The organism is Pantoea sp. Tr-811 (assembly GCF_011752535.1).
Taxonomy (GTDB): Bacteria; Pseudomonadota; Gammaproteobacteria; order Pseudomonadales; family Pseudomonadaceae; genus Aquipseudomonas.
Genome location: NZ_VWXJ01000008.1, coordinates 100386 through 119587 on the forward strand (window position 1 = coordinate 100386; position 19202 = coordinate 119587).

General features: G+C 58.2%; 19 protein-coding genes and 4 pseudogenes. 6 read left to right on the forward strand and 17 right to left on the reverse strand.

The features are described from left to right. Positions 1 to 182: 182 nt before the first annotated feature. From thrS to F3J44_RS14010, 8 genes and pseudogenes are all read right to left on the reverse strand, one after another. Positions 183 to 2099: pseudogene (gene thrS / locus F3J44_RS13975) on the reverse strand (threonine--tRNA ligase); the annotation flags it as partial. 80 nt (positions 2100 to 2179) lie between these two features. Next, positions 2180 to 2770, reverse strand: a complete 591-nt coding sequence (locus F3J44_RS13980; protein ID WP_167273277.1) for a 6-carboxytetrahydropterin synthase — start codon at positions 2768 to 2770, stop codon at positions 2180 to 2182. Continuing rightward, positions 2764 to 4212 (reverse strand): cysteine--tRNA ligase, encoded by a 1449-nt coding sequence (gene cysS, locus F3J44_RS13985; protein ID WP_167273279.1) that lies wholly within the window; start codon positions 4210 to 4212, stop codon positions 2764 to 2766. Before cysS ends, F3J44_RS13980 begins: the two co-directional genes overlap by 7 nt. A 54-nt stretch (positions 4213 to 4266) precedes the next feature. Continuing rightward, positions 4267 to 4473, reverse strand: coding sequence for a GTP-binding protein (locus F3J44_RS13990; protein ID WP_167273282.1), 207 nt, complete (start codon positions 4471 to 4473; stop codon positions 4267 to 4269). Between the two features lie 53 nt (positions 4474 to 4526). After that, the gene (gene zigA / locus F3J44_RS13995; RefSeq protein WP_167273285.1) at positions 4527 to 5744 is read right to left on the reverse strand and encodes a zinc metallochaperone GTPase ZigA; all 1218 of its coding nucleotides are present in this window, start codon (positions 5742 to 5744) and stop codon (positions 4527 to 4529) included. Further along, entirely contained in the window at positions 5741 to 6178 is a 438-nt protein-coding gene (locus F3J44_RS14000; RefSeq protein ID WP_167057397.1) for a Fur family transcriptional regulator, read from the reverse strand. Before F3J44_RS14000 ends, zigA begins: the two co-directional genes overlap by 4 nt. Positions 6179 to 6398: 220 nt before the next feature. Then, positions 6399 to 7406, reverse strand: a complete 1008-nt coding sequence (gene hemB / locus F3J44_RS14005) for a porphobilinogen synthase (RefSeq protein ID WP_167273288.1) — start codon at positions 7404 to 7406, stop codon at positions 6399 to 6401. Between the two features lie 13 nt (positions 7407 to 7419). Continuing rightward, complete coding sequence (locus F3J44_RS14010; protein ID WP_167273291.1) at positions 7420 to 7857, reverse strand: nuclear transport factor 2 family protein; 438 nt, start codon at positions 7855 to 7857, stop codon at positions 7420 to 7422. Positions 7858 to 7923: 66 nt separating this feature from the next. Here F3J44_RS14010 and hisI point away from each other — a divergent pair, with 66 nt between their 5' ends. The 3 genes from hisI to ykgO all read left to right on the forward strand — a co-directional run bounded on the left by hisI (position 7924) and on the right by ykgO (position 10106). Further along, a complete protein-coding gene (gene hisI, locus F3J44_RS14015) occupies positions 7924 to 8337 on the forward strand; it encodes a phosphoribosyl-AMP cyclohydrolase (protein ID WP_167273294.1) in 414 nt (137 codons plus the stop codon). Then, positions 8334 to 9680 (forward strand): dihydroorotase, encoded by a 1347-nt coding sequence (locus tag F3J44_RS14020; RefSeq protein ID WP_167273297.1) that lies wholly within the window; start codon positions 8334 to 8336, stop codon positions 9678 to 9680. The genes hisI and F3J44_RS14020 overlap by 4 nt, the downstream gene beginning before the upstream one ends. Before the next feature lie 285 nt (positions 9681 to 9965). Beyond that, positions 9966 to 10106: a type B 50S ribosomal protein L36 gene (gene ykgO / locus F3J44_RS14030; protein WP_167057379.1), complete on the forward strand. Its 141-nt coding sequence runs from the start codon at positions 9966 to 9968 to the stop codon at positions 10104 to 10106. 101 nt (positions 10107 to 10207) lie between these two features. Here ykgO and F3J44_RS14035 read toward each other — a convergent pair. Further along, positions 10208 to 10480 (reverse strand): annotated as a pseudogene (locus F3J44_RS14035) (hypothetical protein); the annotation flags it as partial. 414 nt (positions 10481 to 10894) lie between these two features. On the opposite strand from F3J44_RS14035, the gene F3J44_RS14040 reads away from it, so the two are divergent. Further along, entirely contained in the window at positions 10895 to 12814 is a 1920-nt protein-coding gene (locus tag F3J44_RS14040) for a TonB-dependent receptor (protein WP_167273302.1), read from the forward strand. A gap of 308 nt (positions 12815 to 13122) precedes the next feature. Then, positions 13123 to 13287, forward strand: coding sequence for a hypothetical protein (locus tag F3J44_RS14045; RefSeq protein ID WP_167273305.1), 165 nt, complete (start codon positions 13123 to 13125; stop codon positions 13285 to 13287). A gap of 100 nt (positions 13288 to 13387) precedes the next feature. Here F3J44_RS14045 and F3J44_RS14050 read toward each other — a convergent pair. The 3 genes and pseudogenes from F3J44_RS14050 to F3J44_RS14060 all read right to left on the reverse strand — a co-directional run. Further along, positions 13388 to 13501, reverse strand: a pseudogene (locus F3J44_RS14050) (branched-chain amino acid transport system II carrier protein); the annotation flags it as partial. 27 nt (positions 13502 to 13528) lie between these two features. Continuing rightward, on the reverse strand, positions 13529 to 13831 hold the full coding sequence (locus tag F3J44_RS14055; protein ID WP_167273307.1) for an AzlD family protein: 303 nt from the start codon (positions 13829 to 13831) through the stop codon (positions 13529 to 13531). Next, positions 13828 to 14547, reverse strand: coding sequence for an AzlC family ABC transporter permease (locus F3J44_RS14060; protein ID WP_167273310.1), 720 nt, complete (start codon positions 14545 to 14547; stop codon positions 13828 to 13830). Before F3J44_RS14060 ends, F3J44_RS14055 begins: the two co-directional genes overlap by 4 nt. 118 nt (positions 14548 to 14665) lie before the next feature. On the opposite strand from F3J44_RS14060, the gene F3J44_RS14065 reads away from it, so the two are divergent. Further along, positions 14666 to 15130 carry an Lrp/AsnC family transcriptional regulator gene (locus F3J44_RS14065; protein ID WP_205299882.1) on the forward strand — a complete coding sequence of 155 codons (465 nt, stop codon included), beginning with the start codon at positions 14666 to 14668 and terminating at the stop codon, positions 15128 to 15130. Positions 15131 to 15361: 231 nt separating this feature from the next. On the opposite strand, the pseudogene F3J44_RS14070 reads toward F3J44_RS14065, so the two are convergent. The 5 genes and pseudogenes from F3J44_RS14070 to hxsD form a co-directional block, all read right to left on the reverse strand. Continuing rightward, positions 15362 to 15484, reverse strand: a pseudogene (locus tag F3J44_RS14070) (type II toxin-antitoxin system YhaV family toxin); the annotation flags it as partial. Between the two features lie 56 nt (positions 15485 to 15540). Then, positions 15541 to 16161 (reverse strand): His-Xaa-Ser repeat protein HxsA, encoded by a 621-nt coding sequence (gene hxsA, locus F3J44_RS14075; RefSeq protein WP_167273312.1) that lies wholly within the window; start codon positions 16159 to 16161, stop codon positions 15541 to 15543. Then, positions 16158 to 17393: a His-Xaa-Ser system radical SAM maturase HxsC gene (gene hxsC / locus F3J44_RS14080; protein ID WP_167273315.1), complete on the reverse strand. Its 1236-nt coding sequence runs from the start codon at positions 17391 to 17393 to the stop codon at positions 16158 to 16160. Before hxsC ends, hxsA begins: the two co-directional genes overlap by 4 nt. Continuing rightward, on the reverse strand, positions 17393 to 18880 hold the full coding sequence (hxsB, locus tag F3J44_RS14085) for a His-Xaa-Ser system radical SAM maturase HxsB (RefSeq protein ID WP_167273319.1): 1488 nt from the start codon (positions 18878 to 18880) through the stop codon (positions 17393 to 17395). Before hxsB ends, hxsC begins: the two co-directional genes overlap by 1 nt. Next, positions 18877 to 19176: a His-Xaa-Ser system protein HxsD gene (gene hxsD / locus F3J44_RS14090; protein WP_167273322.1), complete on the reverse strand. Its 300-nt coding sequence runs from the start codon at positions 19174 to 19176 to the stop codon at positions 18877 to 18879. The genes hxsB and hxsD overlap by 4 nt, the downstream gene beginning before the upstream one ends. Positions 19177 to 19202 lie beyond the last annotated feature (26 nt).

A 19202-nucleotide genomic window follows, 5' to 3' on the forward strand; every position in this document is an offset into this window, starting at 1 on the left:
GCCACTAATTTTCATTAAAGCCCTGATATTTCAGGGCTTTTTTGTGTTTGATGGTTTCAGCCCATACCGTAGCCCATACGTTGGGCGCTGGCTTCCAGATACTCCAGCCCTCCTGGAGTCGCCATACGCTCCAGAACCGCTTTTAGTGCTTGGCGGCTTTGGCTGATGTCTGGCGATTCGGTGGACTGCCGTATCCAATTAATGGCCTGTTTCAAATCCATCACGCCTAGATTGTTACCGTCGCGGTCACGGACAGCGACACTGCCCTCGGCCTGCTCTTGGGCACCCACCACGAGTATGAAGGGAATACGCTGAAGCGTCTGGGCGCGAATCTTGTAGCCGATCTTCTCGCTCCGGGTATCTACTTCGACGCGCAGTCCGTGGCCTCGTAGCACCGTGGTGATGTCATCGGCATACGCGGCGTGTTGCTGCGAAATCGAACATACCACTGCTTGGACGGGCGACAGCCAGGCCGGCAATTTACCCGCGTGGTGCTCCAGCAAGATACCGGTGAAGCGTTCGAGCGATCCAAACAGCGCCCGGTGCAACATCACGGGGCGTTTGCGCAGCCCTTCTTCATCGACATAGTCCAGCCCGAAGCGTTCTGGCAGGTTCATGTCGACCTGCAGCGTGCCGCACTGCCAGTCCCGGCCAATGGCGTCCCTGAGCACGAACTCAAGCTTCGGTCCGTAGAACGCACCTTCACCGGGGTTTACCTGATAATCCAGGCTCATCGCTTCCAAGGCATGAACCAGGGCGCCTTCGAGCAGGTCCCAGGTCGCGTCGCTGCCCATCCGATTGGCCGGGCGGGTGGAGAGCTTGATGCGGACATCTTCGAAGCCGAACTGGCGGTAAATATCCAGCACGAGGTCTACGACGGCTCGGCACTCGTCGTTCATTTGCTCAGGGGTGCAGAAGATGTGGGCATCGTCCTGGGTGAAGTGGCGTACTCGCAGTAGCCCGTGCAGCGAGCCAGATGGCTCGTAACGGTGCACCTTGCCGAATTCGCCCATGCGAATTGGCAGTTCGCGGTAGCTCTTGAGGCCATGCCGGTACAGCAAGGTGCCGCCAGGGCAGTTCATGGGCTTGAGGGCCAGGGCGCGGCCATCCTCGGTTTCGCTGGTGAACATGTGGTCACGGTAATTGTGCCAGTGCCCGGAAATCTCCCACAGGCTGCGATCCATGACATCGGGGGTGTTGACCTCGACGTAGCCGGCGTTGTTCTGCCGGCGGCGCATGTAGCTGATCAACGACTGGAACACGGCCCAGCCCCGAGGGTGCCAGAATACCGAACCTGGCGCATCCTCCTCGAAGTGGAACAAGTCGAGCTCGCGCCCGAGTTTGCGATGGTCGCGCTTCTCGGCCTCGTCGATGCGCAGCAGATACTGTGCGAGTTGCTTGGCATCGGCCCATGCTGTGCCGTAGATGCGCTGCAGTTGCTCGTTGTTTGCATCGCCGCGCCAGTACGCGCCTGCCAGCTTGGTCAGCTTGAAAGCTTTGAGGAAGCGGGTGTTAGGGACATGGGGGCCGCGGCACATGTCGACGTATTCTTCATGAAAGTACAGGCCCAGGTACTGCGCATCCGGGAGATCATCGATCAGACGCAGTTTGTAGTCTTCGCTGCGCTCCGCGAAGATGCCGATGGCTTCAGCACGGGGCGTCATGCGCTTGATTACGTCGTATTCCTTGGCGATCAGCTCGCGCATGCGGGCTTCGATCGCATTCAGGTCTGCCGGCGTGAACGGCCGTTCGTAGGCAACATCGTAATAAAAGCCTTCGTTGATGACGGGGCCGATGACCATCTTGGCGTTGGGGTAGAGCTGCTTGAGTGCATGGCCTACCAGGTGTGCACAGGAGTGGCGGATGATCTCCAGGCCTTCTTCGTCCCTCGGCGTGATTACTTGCACGTGGGCGTCATGGTCAATGATTTCGCATGCGTCTACCAGGCGGCCATCGACCTTGCCGGCGAGGGTACTGCGTGCCAGCCCGGCGCCGATGGAGGCGGCTATCTCCTGAACGGTGACGGGGCGATCGAAGGCGCGCTGCGAACCGTCGGGCAGCGTCACCGTGAAGGCTGGGTTGGGCGTGTTATCAGGCATTGTGTCAGGCTCTTGATCTAGGTATGCGTAGGCCCATCCTGCTGGGATGGGCCGGGAAACTGGGGGATGCCAGCGCGTGGTCAGGCGAAGCCAGGCAACTGGGTTTGCAGCATGGTCTGGGTGTTTTTTAGCCGCTCGAACAAGTCGGGGGTGGGCCACTGCGCAACGATCGCGGGGGAGAATTCGATGTGTTCCAGGTCTATCAGCCCCATGCGTGGGTTGTTGACATCCTCCCGGAAGCACTGGGCATAGCCCGTCTCGGTTTCGTGCACGATCACCGAGTGCAAGCGCACGCCCACCTCTCCATTGTTCATTTCCGTGCGCGCCAGCGCTGCGTCCACCAACGCGAAGATCAGCCGAGAGAACTGCTCTGCGCTAGGCGATACGGGAATCGAGACCCATCGCTCGGAGTGCCTGCGCACCGACGCCAGGTAATCGGCGTCATCCTCTGCCCACAGGGCGACGGAGTGATCGAACGCGTCGATCAATTCGCGAATATCGCCCTTGAGTAGTCCGAAGTCGTAGACCATCTGGCCATGATCCAGGGCGTCGGCGTGCAGGATCAGCTCGACTTTGTAGGAGTGTCCGTGGATCGAATGTGAACAACGGCGCGTACTGCAGCCCCGCACGATATGGGCGTTCTCGAATTTGAACAGCTTGCGGATCAGCATGAGTGACCTTTGTCGTTATCGCATTTTGGCGGCACGGGATCGAAGCCGCCGGGGCGCAACCGGGAACCCTCGGGGGTGTCTTCGATGCTGTAGCCTGCCGCCAGCAACTCATCACGCAAGGTGTCGGCTTTGTTGAAGTCACGCGCGGCACGTGCCTGGTCGCGGGCTTGCAGCAGGGCGTGGAGGTGCTGTCGGTGGGCCGGCGATTGCTCAGCGCGCGCGGGCGGTGCCAATGCCTCAAGGGCAGCCGCCGGGGCTTGCTGCAGCAGGCCGAGCAGGCCTGCGGAATTGATCAACCTGGCTTTGCAGAGTGCCCGCTCGTCTTGGGTCTGCGCACGGTCGAGGTCGGCTCGAAGCGCGTGCAGGCGGGCAAGCGCTTCGGTCACGCCCAGGTCGTTCTTCAAGGATTCGAGCACTTGGTGATCAACGGCGACATCGGCAGCGGGCGTGATCGAGCTGACGTTCGACAGCGAGGTGTAAAACCGCGTCAGCGTCTGAACGGCATCGTGCAAGCGCTTGGCGTTCCAGTCCATCGGGCGACGATAGTGCGTCGACAGCAGGGCGAGCCGAATGGCTTCCCCCGGCGCTTGGGTCAGCAGGTCGCGAACAAGCAGTACGTTACCCAGGGATTTGGACATCTTCTGCCCATCGACGGTGATGAAACTGTTGTGGACCCAGGTGTGGCAGTACGGCGCCCCATGTGCGCAAGTGCCTTGCGCAATCTCGTTCTCATGGTGAGGGAAGATCAGGTCTTGGCCGCCGCCGTGGATGTCGATGGTGTGCCCGAGGTGCCGTCCGATCATGGCCGAGCATTCGACGTGCCAGCCTGGCCGGCCACGTCCCCAAGGGCTAGCCCAGCCTGGCAACTCGGCTGTCGAGGGCTTCCACAGCACGAAGTCCAGCGGGCTGCGTTTGTAGGGCGCAACTTCCACCCGGGCGCCGGCCATCATGTCGTCGGGCTGGCGACCAGATAGTTGGCCATATGCCGGGTAAGAGGGGACGTGGAACAGCACATGGCCTTGCTCTGTGTAGGCGTGACCGCGAGCGATCAGCTGCTCGATGAGTTCGATGATGTCGGGGATGTGATCGGTCACACGTGGTTCAAGGTCGGGAGAAGCGACGCCGAGGGCTGACATGTCGGCATGGTAGGCATCGATGAAGCGCTCGGTAATCGCCGCAATGGGCACGCCTGCAGCCACTGCAGCGGCATTGATCTTGTCGTCGACGTCGGTGAAGTTACGGGCGTAGACCACATTTTGGTATTCATGACGAAGCACCCTGGCCAGAAGGTCGAACACCACCGCTGGCCGGGCATTACCGATGTGCGCAAAGTTGTAGACGGTCGGCCCGCAGACATACAGGGTCACGCGATCAGGCTGTTCGGTACGCAGTGGCTCTTTCTGGCGCGTCAGGGTGTTGTGCAGATGAAGGGGTGAGGTCATAAGCTGTTACCTTCGAAGTGTCCTGCGTTGCCCTTGAAAGCCCTGAAGGTCATTTCAATCATTTCGCGGGTCACGTCCTGTGCGATCGGGTGCTTTGCCCTGATGGGTGAACAGGCCCAGGTCGACGATCTTGCTGGCATCCAGCTGTCCGTGCTGGCTCTCCCAGCGCTGTGCTGCGGGGTTGATGGTCGCCAGCCGCTTAAGCAGGCGTAGAGTCGGCGCCAAGTCGGTAACGGAAACGTCGGGTAGTGCTGCATTCATGGGGTTTGTCCGCGGTGATCTAGCCTTCCCGGTAAGGGAAGGGCGCTTATAGTTCAGTTCCAGCCTGGGAGTGGATTGGGCAGCTTCATCCAGCCTTTGGGGCCAAGTGCCATTTCTTCATCCGTAAGCAAGCAGGCGTCGAAGCTGGCGCGCAGAGAAGGCTCGTCCATGTCCATGCCGATGAGCACAAGCTCTTGGCGCGCATCGCCAACATCCTTGTCCCACTTGGCGCGGATGTTCTCGATCGACTCGGTGTCGGTTGGCCAACGATCTTCTGGAATCGCCGCCCACCAGTAACCTGCAGGGCCATGGCGTGCCACGGCGCCGGCTTGGGACCAATTGCCAGCCATAGCGGGCTCGCTGGCGAGCCAGAAATAGCCTTTGGAACGGACCACGCCCGGCCATTCCCGCTCCACCAGTGCATGGAAACGCTGGGGGTGGAAGGGACGACGGGCACGGTAGACGAAGCTGCGGATACCGTATTCTTCGGTCTCAGGCGTATGCGTACCGCGCATTTCCTGCAGCCATCCCGGTGCTTTGGACGCTTCGTCGAAATCGAACAGACCTGTGTTCAGCACCCGATCAAGCGAGACTTTACCGAACTCGGAGAATTCGATTTTTGCGCGAGGATTCAATGAGTTGAGAATGGCTGTTAGCTGCTGGCGTTCATCGTTGCCGATCAAGTCAGTCTTGTTGAGCACGATGACATCGCAGAACTCGATCTGCTCGATCAGAAGGTCTACAACCGTGCGGGCATCCTCTTCGCCAAGCGATTCACCACGGGAGTGCAGGCTGTCACGCGAGCTGTAGTCACGAAGGAAGTTGAAGGCGTCGACCACGGTGACCATCGTGTCGAGTTTGGCCACTTCACCCAAGCTTCTGCCATCCTCGCCTTCGAAGGTGAAGGTTTCGGCAACAGGCAGCGGCTCGGAAATGCCGGTGGATTCAATCACCAGTTGGTCGAATCGGCCCTCTTTGGCAAGCCGGTCTACCTCGAGCAGAAGGTCTTCGCGCAACGTGCAGCAAATGCAGCCATTGCTCATCTCAACCAGCTTCTCGTCTGTGCGTGATAGTTCTGCGCCTCCTTCGCGGACCAACGCCGCGTCGATGTTCACCTCACTCATGTCATTGACGATGACGGCGATACGTCGCCCTTCGCGGTTGTTCAGAATATGGTTGAGGAGCGTGGTTTTGCCGGCGCCGAGAAAACCGGAAAGAACAGTCACGGGCAGCTTTCGCGCTTCGCTCTGATTGGCGATGGGTGCTTTCATTTGCAAGGCTCACGGTGTGGGTAACGAGATGGCGTAGCTTTTTTCTTGAGCGCGCGGTCGCAGCAGGTGGTGCATGTGCCATGAAGTTCGACGATCGAGTTGTCGAGGGCGAACAAGCTCTGCTTTAACCACGTGTCCAAACAGTGGTTGAAAGAGGGGATGTGGAATTCGTCGACGTGACCGCACCTATCGCAGATTGCGAAGGCCCGCACGCCTTCGCAGGCGAGGGGAGGATCACATTTGACATAGGCATTGAGTGACTCCAGGCGATGAACCATGCCCTCTTTGGTCAGGCGCCCAAGCGCGCGGTAGATCTGTATGGGCGCCGTGAAGCCGTCGCCTTTGAGGGACTCCAGAATCTTGTAGGCACTCAATGGCTTGCCAGACTGCTGGAGAGTAGCCAGTACGCGTTTCTGATTAGCGGTCAGTTGCATGCAGGCCCCATGGTCGGAATGTGAAGGTAGAGTCATGTAGTTAGTGATTTATACGTTATAATGTAACGCTAACGGATGCGCCAGCAGCACAGCCGTTTTTTACTCGTCTTACTTGGGGTATCAGGGGTGAAGCCTGCCGGAGCAGGTGTCGGGGCGCACCCGTCGCGGGTCGAGCAGGCTGACTTTCCGGTGTTCAATTGCGCTGCGACTCAAACGGGTCTCATCCGCGCTTGAGTCGCTCAGCGGCTTCGATCGCGAAGTAGCTGAAAATGCCACTGCAACCCGCGCGTTTGAATGCCATCAGTGACTCCAGGATGACTTTATCCGGGTCCAGCCAGCCGTTGTCGATCGCGGCCCTGATCATCGAATATTCGCCGCTGACCTGATAGGCGAACGTAGGTACGGCAAACGTCGCTTTAACGCGCTGGATGATGTCCAAGTACGGCATGCCGGGCTTGACCATCACCATGTCGGCTCCTTCCTGAAGATCCAGTGCGACCTCGCGCAGTGCCTCATCGCTGTTAGCGGGGTCCATTTGATAGGTGCGCTTGTCCCCTTTCAGGGTCCCCGAAGAGCCCAGCGCATCGCGAAACGGCCCGTAGAAGCCGGACGCATACTTGGCGGCGTAGGACATGAGCCTCACGTTTGTCAGGCCCGCTGCATCGAGGGCAGACCTCAACGCGCCGATACGTCCATCCATCATGTCCGAGGGTGCAAGTGTGTCGATCCCGGCCTGGGCCTGGATGACGGCCTGCCGCGCCAGGATTTCCAGGCTCTCGTCGTTAACCACGAGGCCGTTGCGCAGAACACCATCGTGGCCGTGGTCAGTGTAAGGGTCCAGGGCCACATCACCGATCAGGCCAAGTGCCGGAAAGCTTGCCTTAAGTATTCTCGCGGCTTGGCAAACCAAGTTGTGCGGATTGGTCGCCTCACTGCCTTCGCGATCTTTTCGCTCTGCGGCGGTGACGGGGAACAGTGCAATGGCCGGTATGCCTGCGTCCACGGCCCGGCCGACATGGTCGACCAGTTCAGCGAGGCTCACCCGGCACTGGCCTGGCATGGCATCCACAGGTTCGCGCGTGCCAAAACCTTCCTTGATAAACACCGGCCAGATCAGGTCATCGGTAGTCAGCGTGTTCTCTGCGACCAAGCGGCGGGTCCAGTCGTCTGCGCGGTTACGGCGAAGCCGAACCGCTGGGTATGTTCCCAGGTTTGCAAATTGAGTCATGGCGTTCTCGCGTTCAAGCCTCCATGGATGAGTGATGACCGGTGATCAGCCACTGCTCATCAATGCGTTCGAAGGTGAACAGAAAGCGTGCTGGGACGATGCGCAGCTCGCCGTTGTCGCGGTAAGCGAACGTATACAACCCACCGACGACGACGGTGCCGAGCTTGCGGCTTACGCGTTTCTTGAACACCTGAACGTCACATACCAAGCCATCATTGGCCAGGAAGTTCTCGAAGTAATTGCGCCGGCTGTCGTGGCAGTCGCGCACCTCGTTGGACAGGGTAGGTACCAATATGGCGTCGGGAGCATAAAGCGCCAGAACCTTGTCGGTGTCACGGGTGGCGATGGTTTCAGCCCACCGGTAAAGGGCAGCTTTGGCCCCGGCCAGGCAGGCCAGCTCGGTATCGGCATAGGAGTTGTGCCCGGTTGGGAGGGTAGGGGTATCGTTCATGGAAAGGACCAGTTGGGCTTGATTTATGTTATGTTATAACACGTCAAGTAATTCAAGGCCCAGACGATGTTCCTCAAATTAGAGCAGGCAAGCGCGGGCTCGCGCTTCGCCCTAAGCGATGTGCTCAGCCAGATCCCCTGGAGTCCCCAGGGGTTGGTGGCTGCGATTGCCCTGCAGCATGACAGTGGCGAAGTGCTGATGCTGGCGTGGATGAATGAGGCGGCACTCATCGAGACACTGCAGACGCAGCGTGCGTGTTACTGGTCCCGCTCGCGTAACGGCCTGTGGCGTAAAGGTGAGACTTCCGGGAATGTGCAACACGTCAAGGAAGTACGGCTGGACTGCGATGGCGATGCATTGCTGTTGCTCGTCGACCAGGTCGGCAGTGCGTGCCACACCGGCCGGCGCAGCTGCTTCTACAACGTCATTGACGGCGATGAAGTGGTGGTCGATGGCGATCCGCGGAAGGTGAGCGCATGAGCCGAATCCTCATCAGAAACGCGCGCCTGGTCAACGAGGGCAGGGTATTCGATGCCGATGTGCTCGTTGCCTATGGTCGCATCGAGAAGATCGCAAGAAGCATTGAGGGTGTGAACGCATCAGTAGAAATCGATGCGCAAGGACGCTGGCTGGTGCCTGGCATGATCGACGACCAAGTACATTTTCGCGAGCCCGGCGCCCCGCACAAAGGCACCATCGCAAGTGAGTCCCGAGCCGCCGTGGCAGGGGGCATCACCAGTTTCATGGACATGCCAAACACCAACCCGGCAACGTTGTCAGTGGCAGCCCTCGACGACAAGAAGGCGCGCGCAGCAGCGTCCTCCGTCGCTAACTATGGGTTCCATTTCGGGGTCAGCAAGGACAACCTGGATGTCGTTGCGGCCCTCGACCCCCGGCAGGTGGCTGGCGTCAAGGTATTCATGGGGGCGTCCACCGGCGACATGCTGGTCGACGACCCCAGGGTGCTCGAACGTCTCTTCGATTGCGTGCCGACCATCCTGCTCGCCCACTGCGAGCACACACCCTCGATCCTGACGAACGAAGCCCTTTATCGTGAGCGTTTCGGCGACTTCATCCCGCCGGCCATGCATCCCTTGATAAGGGATGCGCAAGCTTGCTGGCGTTCCTCCAGCTTGGCCGTGGCGCTGGCCAAGCAGTTTGGTACACGCTTGCACGTGCTACATCTGACCACGGCAAAAGAGCTGGCGCTGTTCGAGCCTGGGCCATTGTCAGGGAAGCGGATCACGGCCGAAGTCTGTGCCCATCACCTGCTTTTCGACGACAGCGATTATGCAAGCCTTGGCAACCTCATCAAATGCAACCCCGCGATCAAAACGCGTGAGGATCGCGATGCATTGAGGCAAGCGCTGTTATGTGACCGTATCGATGTGATCGGTACGGACCATGCGCCGCACACGCTTCAGGACAAGCAGCGCCCCTATGCGTCGGCGCCTTCCGGCCTGCCATTGGTGCAGCATGCGCTGCCGGCCCTGTTCGAGCTCGTCGAACAAGGTGTGTTGCCCATTACCCAACTGGTACGCAAGTCAAGCCATGCCGTTGCCGATCTGTTCGCCATTCCCGAGCGCGGCTACTTGCGTGAAGGGTATTGGGCAGACCTTGCTTTGATAGAGCGTCTCGACGAGCCGCGGCCCGTGAGCCTCGACCCGATTCTTGCGCATTGCCAATGGACGCCGTTCCAGCATCATCGCTTGCGTCATCGTGTAACCACCACGATCGTGTCCGGTCAGCTTGCGTGGCATGGAAACCAGGTCAATGAAAATTGCCAAGGGTTGCCGCTGGCGTTTGCCGCCCAACGAACATGATGTCCTCGACAATGGATAGAGAGCCTTGACAGCGCCAGTGGCAGTTGCGGCTGCTGGAGTGGGAGAAGAAGTTGCTCGACAAAATCGATGAAGCCCTGGAGCGCATTTCCCGGGGGGAGTATGGGTGGTGCAGGTAAACCGGCGAGCCCATCGGCTTGAGGCGGCTAAAGCTGAGGGCCAGCGCTGTGGCACTGGCTGAGGTGGGCGGCAGGGCATGGCAATGAAGACTTGTGGTCGAGAATGATTTTCATTACGATAATGTTATTACATAACAGGAGAAGTGCTATGCAGGTCCTTTCATCGCTCAAGCAAGCCAAACATCGCCATCGTGACTGTCAGGTGGTGAAACGCCGCGGCAGGCTGTATGTCATTTGCAAATCGAACCCTCGATTCAAAGCCCGGCAGGGTGGGGTGAAGAAGAAATAGTGGATTTTCGCCATCGCACAACGAACTGCGCTCGGTGGATATTCAACGAGCGCGGTTCGTCAATGGCGCTCAGCAGCACAACTGATGAGCATTGGGTGCGGTCAAGCCCAATGTCGAGCCCGTTGGTGTTGATGAGCCTGACCGACAAAGCCCAGGGACGTGAAGAGACTACGTTCTGAACTGTCCGAGTTCCTCGCAGGTACTTTTGCCTGCGCCGCGATGACGTTCATGCCCGCGTTGCGGATTTTGATCTCGGCGCGCCCATTGGCATCTGTCTTGATGCTGCTGACATCCGGCATGCCTCGGTAGTCGTCGAAAAGTGCGATGCCGGCGAAAGGTTTGCCGTCTATCTGCACCTCTACCGACAACAAATTGCCTACTCCTAATTGTCGAACGCCACGGTCACGATCGCCGGTGCTGAGAGTGGCTCGATGCGCGAGTGGTCAGCCAGCCGCTTCACTGTGGTCGGCACGCTAGCGCCATGCTCATCGAATAGGCCATCGCCCAGAACGCTCGTGCCATGAGTGATGGCACAGAGCTCGATCATCCTGTAAGGTTTTGCTTCTGTTAGGTTATAACATCAAATTTAAGGCTGACAAATGTGTGGATCTTTGGAAGGCAGCAGGTCTTGGATGTTTACCGGGGCGGCATTGGCGATGAGCCTTGGCCCTCTGGACGCGACCCTGGCGGCAGAAGCGAAGGAAAACAGCGTTACTGAGTTGAGTGCGATCCAGGTTGTGGGGGAGGGCCACAACGCAGGTGATGTACCGGCCTTGTCTCGAAGCAAAGTGAGTAACGATTCCGAGAGCTTGCCGGCTGCCGTTACAACGATCACCAGTGAGGACATCAAAACCCTCAATGTCGATCGCGACATCTCCAATATCTACCGCCGTGTACCGGGGGTCGTGGCCAACAACATTGACCAAGGCGACACCGGTAACGGGTTCCGCATGCGCGGCTTCGCTACCAACGGTACCCATGGCGCCGACGTCGCGGTGTACGTCGATGGCGTTCCCCAGAACATTCCGTCAAGCCAGGGTGGGGCAGGGCACGGTCCGGTATTTCTCGAGTGGCTGACGCCACAGATGATCAAGCGGGTCGATGTGATCAAGGGGCCTGTTTCTGCGCTCTATGGTGATCAGAACCGCGCTGGTGCCGTGAACATCGAGACGCTCGATGGTGGGGACGTGGCCTCCAGCATTGGCCTGGACGTCGCAAGCTACGATGGCCGCCGGGCCAACCTAGTGCTGGGTGGCGAACATGAGGGCTTCGAGTCACTGTTCGTTGCGGACTTGTACCGGACCAATGGTTATCGCAAGGCTGCAGAAACCAACCGTGACAATTACTTCTGGAAACTGTCCAAGGTCATCGACGATGCCAAGTATTCGGCACGCTTCAGTCATTATCAATCGGACTTCAAGAACGACGGCTACCTGAACCTCCCAGCATTGCGTGCTGGCACCGTCAGCCGCCGCGACACAGACAACCTGTACGGCTATGGCGACGCCAACCGCAATACTTATGTCTTCAATCGCGCCCCCGCCTATGATGAAGCCGGGTTGTACTACACCGCTTACTACGAGAACTTCAAGCGCACCAGGGCGATCGCCAATGGCAGCAATACCCACAACTATGGCAAGGACGACCGTGACATCTACGGTGGGCGCATGGCCTACAACTTCGTCTACGAAGACAAAGCCGCACTGATGGTGGGCGCCGATGTGCGCCGCGACATCGGCGATGCTTACCGCCAGCAGTACCGCAACTTCGAGCCGACGCAGAATTTCTACTACGATTTCGACATGGACCTGATCACCTATGGGGTGTTCGCTCAGGGCCAGTACAAGCCGGTCGACTCGCTCAAACTGTTGGCGGGTATCCGTTACGATCGCTTCGATTACGATATCGACAACCTCAAGTTCCGCAATGCCGACACGGGCTACCACCGCTCGGTAACCACGCCCAAGCTTGGGCTCGTCTGGACCCCTATCGACCAACTTGAGCTGTTCACCAACTTCGCCGAAGGGTTCCGTTCGCCTGCGGCCGAGTACATCAGTTCCGGCAGCGGCAGCGCGTTACCGCTCAGCGACACCGGTGGCCAGATCAACAGCAGCGTTCGGCCTAGCAAGGTCAAATCCTACGATATCGGCTTCACCGTGCGCCCTACCGAACGGCTGTCGAACACTACCGAGTTCTATTACATCGAGAACGACAGCGAGACCGTCCAGACTTCGCCGGGTATCTACGAGCAAGTAGGCGACACTACGCGCAGGGGAGCGGAAACCAGCTTCAACTACCAAGCCACCTCTACCATCAGCACGTACATCAGCTATGGTCGCATCATCGACGCAGTCATCAACAACCCGCCGCCTGGTACCGGGGCGCTGCTGGTGGTACCCGAGCATACCTACAAAGCGGGTGTGCAATATCGAGATGGGTTTATGGGCGGCCAGTTGACGCTTAACGCCGATGTCTACCACTTGGATGGCATTCCTTACTACATCGGCACCCAGAAACACGAGATGCCTCCGTACACCCGCTATGACCTGCGGGCCAGCTACGACTATCAGGACTACCAGTTCAGCATGTTTGGCACCTTCCAGCCACACCGCTATGGCACTGAGGTGGCCTATGGCACAAACAGTGGCTTGGTGATCGTTCCGCAGCCGTCGACCACGCTGGGTGCATCGGTCAGGTACTTTTTCTAGGGCCAGGGCCCTTCTTCCGCGAACAAACGTGCGAGTGCATGTTGAGGAGGCCGACGAATGTTCGGCGTCCTGGCGGTCGTAACGATCATCGGGCTGCGGTGGCTTGTGCGCGATGGGCTTCGGCGAGCACTTGATAGGGAAAATCTGGACCTTGTGAAGGTATTCCTGGCGGCTTTATCAATCTGAAGGACCCCCTGAAGCTATGGGTAATGCTTCCGGTGACTTGTGTTCGCTTCAAAACCGCCTGATGCGCCGTTCGCCAGCGTCCGCTGCCCATCGGGTTGGCCTGTTTGATTGAAGGAGTTGAAATGACTGCATTGTCCGTTCTTGATCTCTTGCTCGACCGTGATGATGTCCAGCAGAAACTTGGAACGCTTGGCGGTGTCACGCACATCGTCTTCGCAGCCTATATCGAGAAATCTGAAGCCGCTGAGCGCTCTGCCGTGAATGAACGCATCACTGATCGACAGTGAGGAAATGTTCGAGAGGTTCTTCGCCTCTTTGCGCGAGCAGAAGGTCATCCCCTAAACCTTCGGTCTATGGTGTCGAGCAACCTACGCGGTTGCCGGCGCTGTCACCTGCGCTCAGGCCGATCATAGGCGGAAAGATGATGTTACCGGCGCCGACAAACAGTGCGAAGGTCATGAAACCGAGAGCTAGCAAGTCTCGCTTGGAAAGATTAACCATTGGGATTTTCTTCAGAAAGGTGAACGTTCAGCTCGGCAAGGCCGTTCGCAGAGCTGCAGTGACAACTATGGCGAATACCACCACCGGAAAGAAGGAATAACGGGTGGCCGCAAATACGGTCAGGCCCAAGGCAATCAAGTCAGCCGGGTGCCCACTTACAAATTTTGGCGCGATCACTGCAATCAGCACGCAGCCGGGCGCGGCCTCGAGCACCTGGGTGAACTGTGGGCCCATGGCCCGTTTACGCAACAGCAGGAAACCCAGGATGCGGGTCAGGTAGGTGACGACGGCCATCCCGAGGATGGTGACCAGGGGGGTGATATCCATCATGGTTTGGCCCACAGGTAGGCGCTGACCAGGCCTGCAACAGTGCCAGCCAACACGTACCAGCCACCAGGGATCAACAGATAGAAGAGCGCCGCAGTAATCAGGCTGAAGAGCCAGGGCAGGGCGGCTTGCACCCCTTTCCACATACCCTTGAGCAGTACCAGGAAGACCGCCGCGAAGGCCATGTCGAAGCCGTAGCTATGCAAGTCACCCAACAGTGGTCCTACCAATGCGCCCAGGGTAGTGAAGCAGACCCAGGTGCCCCACAGGCACAACGAAACACCCATGTAGTAGCGCAGGCTGAAGCCTCCACGTCGGCGCGCATCGGCCAGGCCCATGGCCCAGCTCTCGTCGCACATGAAGAACAACGCGCCGAGCGCCTGCCTCAGCGGCAAATAGCGTAGATAGGGCGCCAAGGTCGCGCCCATCAGCAGATGTCGACTGTTGACCAGCAAGGTCATGGCCACGATTACCAGGATTGCCGGCGGTGACGTCCAAAGCTCGATAGCGGCGAATTCCGAGCCGCCGCCAAAGTTCAAACCGGTCATCAGCGCGACCTCGCCTGCAGCAAGACTGCGTTGCGATGCCTGGGCGCCGAGCACCAAGGCAAAGGGAATGAAGCCCAGCAGAACGGGTACGGCAGCTATTGCTCCGCGGCGCAAATCGTCGTTGGGTGTTGTGGCTGGGGGATCACTCAGAGCAGGTTCAATGGCATTCATACGCACCTCCGTTGGAGGCAAATTATTTCAATTTGTCGCTGGAATTTGCTTGCGTAATTGCATGATCGGCATGAGCATTTAGCATCCAGTTTCATAATTTTCCTATAGCGAGAATCCAATGCCAATCAAGCTAGATGCTATCGATCGCCGCATCTTGAGCGCTCTGCAGAGAGATGGTCGCTTACAAAATCAGGAGCTTGCCAAGCAGGTCGGGCTTTCCCCATCGCCATGCCTGCGTAGGGTCCGTTTGCTGGAGGAATCTGGCGTGATTGAGCGCTACGTGGCGCTGGTGGACCCGGCGAAAGTGGCGCTGGGGCTGACGTTGTTCGTCAGGGTTTGGCTCAAGCGCCAGGACCAGGCCACCACCGATGAGTTCGTCAACGCCGTCCGCCAGTTACCGCAAGTGGTGGAGTGCCACGTGATGGCAGGCGATTGCGATCTCATGCTTAGAGTAGTGGCAGCGGACCTGGACGCTTATCGACGCTTCCAGATTGCTCATTTGACGAGCCTGGACGTGGTTCAGAATGTCAAAACTGAGGTTCCAATGGAGAAGATCAAGCTCACTACCGAACTGCCGGTGTAAGGCGGGTCCTCGATTTAATCACGTGCTTCCTGAGTCGATGCTGACAAGGTCCGCGAGCCCGGACCACTGGTGTTGGACGCATCGCACCGAATAAATCAAAAGGTTATGAACGGGAAATTGGATTTTTACCCCCGGATGTACCCCTTTCAACAGCAGCTACGAATGGACTCCAATGGACACAACGAGGAGAGAGCGGTTTCAAACGTGCAATCCCTCACCCACTTACGCAATTTATGCTTTGGGCTCGTCCCAGTCGCTATGCGTCGCAGCAGTCAGCGCATCCCAGTCATCAGGAGGGTTGCCGCGGCCCTGCATCTTCTCGAATACCGCGTAGGGATCTGGTTTGCTGCCTGCGAGCACGGGATAATTCGTTCGTTGTTAAACGTACGCCTGCTTCAACCCCAAACGACTCAAGGGATTTTGATCCCCATCGCATTCAGCGATGGCGTATCCATCCGGCCATTGACTGTCAGCCCACTGTCCATCTGGAAGGCCATCAACGCACCACGGGTCGCTTTGCCCATCACCCCATCAATGGCGCCTTGGTAATACTGACGTACCATCAGCGCGGTTTGCACACGGGTGACCAGGTTACTCTTCTGCTCATTGGTCGCGCGGCTCGTTGAAGTGTTCGTGCTTGTCCCGCGGGTAGTGCCAGACGACTGATAAAGGCTGTTGCTGCTCGGTGTGCTGCTCGGTGTGCTGCTCGGTGTACTCGATGGGCTGTAGTTTCGGGTACTGGTCGCGGGTGGACTGTAGTAGCGAGGTGCGCTATAGCCACCCGAGCCGCTGTAGTGAGAACTATGCGAACTGTGGGACCGGTGTGAACTGTGCGAGCGATGCGCCGCATAGATGTTGACGGTGTTTGGCGCATTGAGCGTATCGGCAAATACCGGGGGCTGTAGCTTGTCGTTGGGTTGCCATTTTGCATCGGCGAGCGGCATAGGGCCCACCTGTGCCAGGGTGGTACTTGCCATTGGCAGCAGGCTGATCCCACTGATTAGGACTTTCCAGCGGTCGAGCAATTTCACTGTGCACTCCTTGCATAGGCACTAAAGGCTTCGGTCGATAGTGGTTGTACGCCGCGGCTCTGCCAGCGGTCGGTGTGGGATTTGAAAAAGCCAGAGCAATGTTTGACGGCGGCGCATTGTTGGCAGGTATCGATGAACAGGTTTTTCCAGTCCGAGATGCTCTGGCGGGCGAAACGTGAGAGGCGGGCCGGGATCAGGCACAGGGGCAAGTTGTAGATCGAAACCGGCACCCCGCGGTTGAACAGGAAATACACGGCTTGGCTCAACGACTCCTGATAGTCCAGCGGGTCAATCCACAATGCTTCATAGTTCTTCCTGGCCAGGCCGGTACTTTCGATACCCATCAGCGCAACATGCCGCACGAAGGGCAGGTTTCTGAATACGTAGTAGGCGAGCTCGGGCAAGCGTGGCGTAGTCAGGCGATTGAGCACCACGCGTATTTCGATGATTTGGTTGGCCCGCGCCAGGTTGTAAAGACCTTGCAGGGTTTCGCTAAACGCGCCTGGAGCCTGTACCACATGGTCATGGTCTTCGGCATTGTCGGCGTACAGCGGGATGCCCCAGCTCAACTGAGGGTGGCCGATGGCAGAGAGCGCTGCGATCCAGCTCGGGTCTTGGAACAGGCGCCCGTTGCTGAGTACATGAATGGATTTCTGCGGCATAACGGCTTTGCACTTGGCCAGGATTTCCAGCAGGCCGTCGCGATAAAGCGTTGGTTCTCCGCCGCTGATTCCCAGATTCTCCTCGCCCGGGTCCATCAGGTCGATCAGCCGTAGGTTCTCCTCGATGTGCCAACGGTCATCGATATCTTTGGGCGGCTGCGAGCACATCAGGCAGAGGCTGTTGCAACGATCGGTCATGAACAGCAGGTTGCTGTCTGAGCCTCGTCGATAGAGTACTCGCACCAACGTGTTGCCTGGAGTGATGGCAATGACATCGCCGGGCTGCACGACATCCGCATCTTTGGGTGTGTGAAGATAGGGTCGCGTGCTGTCGAAGTCGCCGATCAATGGCTCCGGGATCAGGAATCCACCCACTGGCAATGAGAGCAGATGCGGGCTCCGTAGCCGTTCTTCGTTTGGCAGCCAAAGTAGCAGGTCACCTAACTCAGCGCTTCCGGCACAAACAGCCAGGCCTTGTTCGATGAACTCATCCAGCGTGATGACCTTGAGCAGTTTCGGCCCATTCAGGTGATGGATTTCGAAGTGGGTATCTTTGCGCAGCATCGCCATCAGCCCCTGTAACCTGGGAACCGGACATCGCTGTAAGAGCGCCTGTTCAACCAAGACAGCAGCACCCTCTGCACGTTATCGTCGCCATCGTAAAGCAGACCGAAGAGATGCTTCAGAAGCCCCATGTTCTTCCTGCAGAAGCTGCTGAACACTCGGTGTCCGATCGGATCAGCTTGGCGGGCATAGTGCTCGATAGGGTCAGCGCCACAGTACGGGACAAGTGCGCAATCGGAGCAGCCCGGCAGCGTCTCTGCTACACCACTGGCGAGCAACGCATTCATAACTGGCGATGCGAGTAATTCCGACAAGGGTTGCTGCACGGTGCCGAGCCGCAAGCCGTCTTCACCCATTTCCAGCAGCATCCGGGCTTCGTCCGAGGGATAGACGTAGCCGTCATAGTTGTAAACCAGTGCTGCAGTGCCAGCGCCAGCAGGGGATCGCAGGTCTACATACCCGGAGGAAAAGGGTGTCAGGATATTTTTCAGCAGCAGGCTTGTGTAACTCTCTGAGAGGTACACGCCCTGCTGGTTGATGTGCAGCAAATAGGCCAGTGCTTTCTTGTAGAAGGCCAGGTATCGCTCAATAGGGTAATCAAGTCGATGGGCACTCTTGGTGGCAAACCCATAAGGGCTTAAAGGTCGAAGCGAGATGCTGGAGAAACCCTGGCTTACATACTCATCGATGATCGCTTCAGGTTGTTCGAGGCTCCTTGAAGTCAGCGTGGTCAGTGCGGAAACCGCATCATGGCCAAGGCGCTCACGGACCCACTGGATGCCTTTTACAGTGCGTTCGTAGGAGTCTCGTGACGGGGTAGGGCGGTTGGCATTGTGCAAGGGCGCCGGCCCATCGAGCGAGGTCGAAAACTGGATGCGATATTGTTCTGCGAAGTCGAGTATTTCTTCCGTCAGGTGGTGCAGCGTAGTGGTGATGACGAACTGGATATCCCGTTGTTCGACCACGTTTCGTTCAACGACCCATTCGACAATCTGGCGGACGCGTTCGAAGGCCAGAAGCGGCTCGCCACCCTGAAATTCCACAGTCAGAGCGCGAGCGTTCGATTCGAACAGGCGATCGACCGCCGCTTTTGCATCCGCTTCCGATAAGTCGTGGCCGGATCCTCCCAGAGGGGCCCGCGACACTTGGCAGTACTGGCAGGTGTGGTTGCAGCGCAATGTAACCACGAATAAGTGCAGTGCAGGCCCCTGGAAAAGGAAGTCCTTGCGGCTACGATACTGCGCAGCCATTTCCGGGAATGGGTCATGGCGGCCCGGTTCGTAGATGAAGTGGCGAGCCAGTAGGTCCTTGTAAAAAGGCGTACTTGCTTGAACGTCAAAGTAACTGAGGGCTCGTAATTGCGCGTCGTTCACGTGCATGTACTCACCGGTATCGGAGGTGAGCAGGATGTCACGGTCATGTCCCGTGTTCATGCGCATGAATCGAAAAGGCAGCAAGCGGTAGTGTTTGGCGTCTGTCGCAATCAGTGTCACTGCGAAATCCCACATCCAACGAGCGCTGCTCGGGCCAGAACTTCGCGCAACCCTGCTGTTTCGCGGCTGATATGGTCGCGTAGGGCGAAGTCGTTCAGATGCTGGAGGATTAACGAATGAGCCTGCTCCGGGGAAAGCGTTAGCCTGACTTCAGCGGGGTGGCCCGTGAGGCTTATGTGATTGGCTTCAATGCCGACCTGAATCGTGACAGTGTCGGCCAGGGAATAAGCGGCGCGTTGCACCACGCTGAGCGGGTAGGCTGCGCTGTCGAGTTTCAGCGTGACTGGCCATGTCATCGGAACCGGTCCTTAAAATCCGTTAG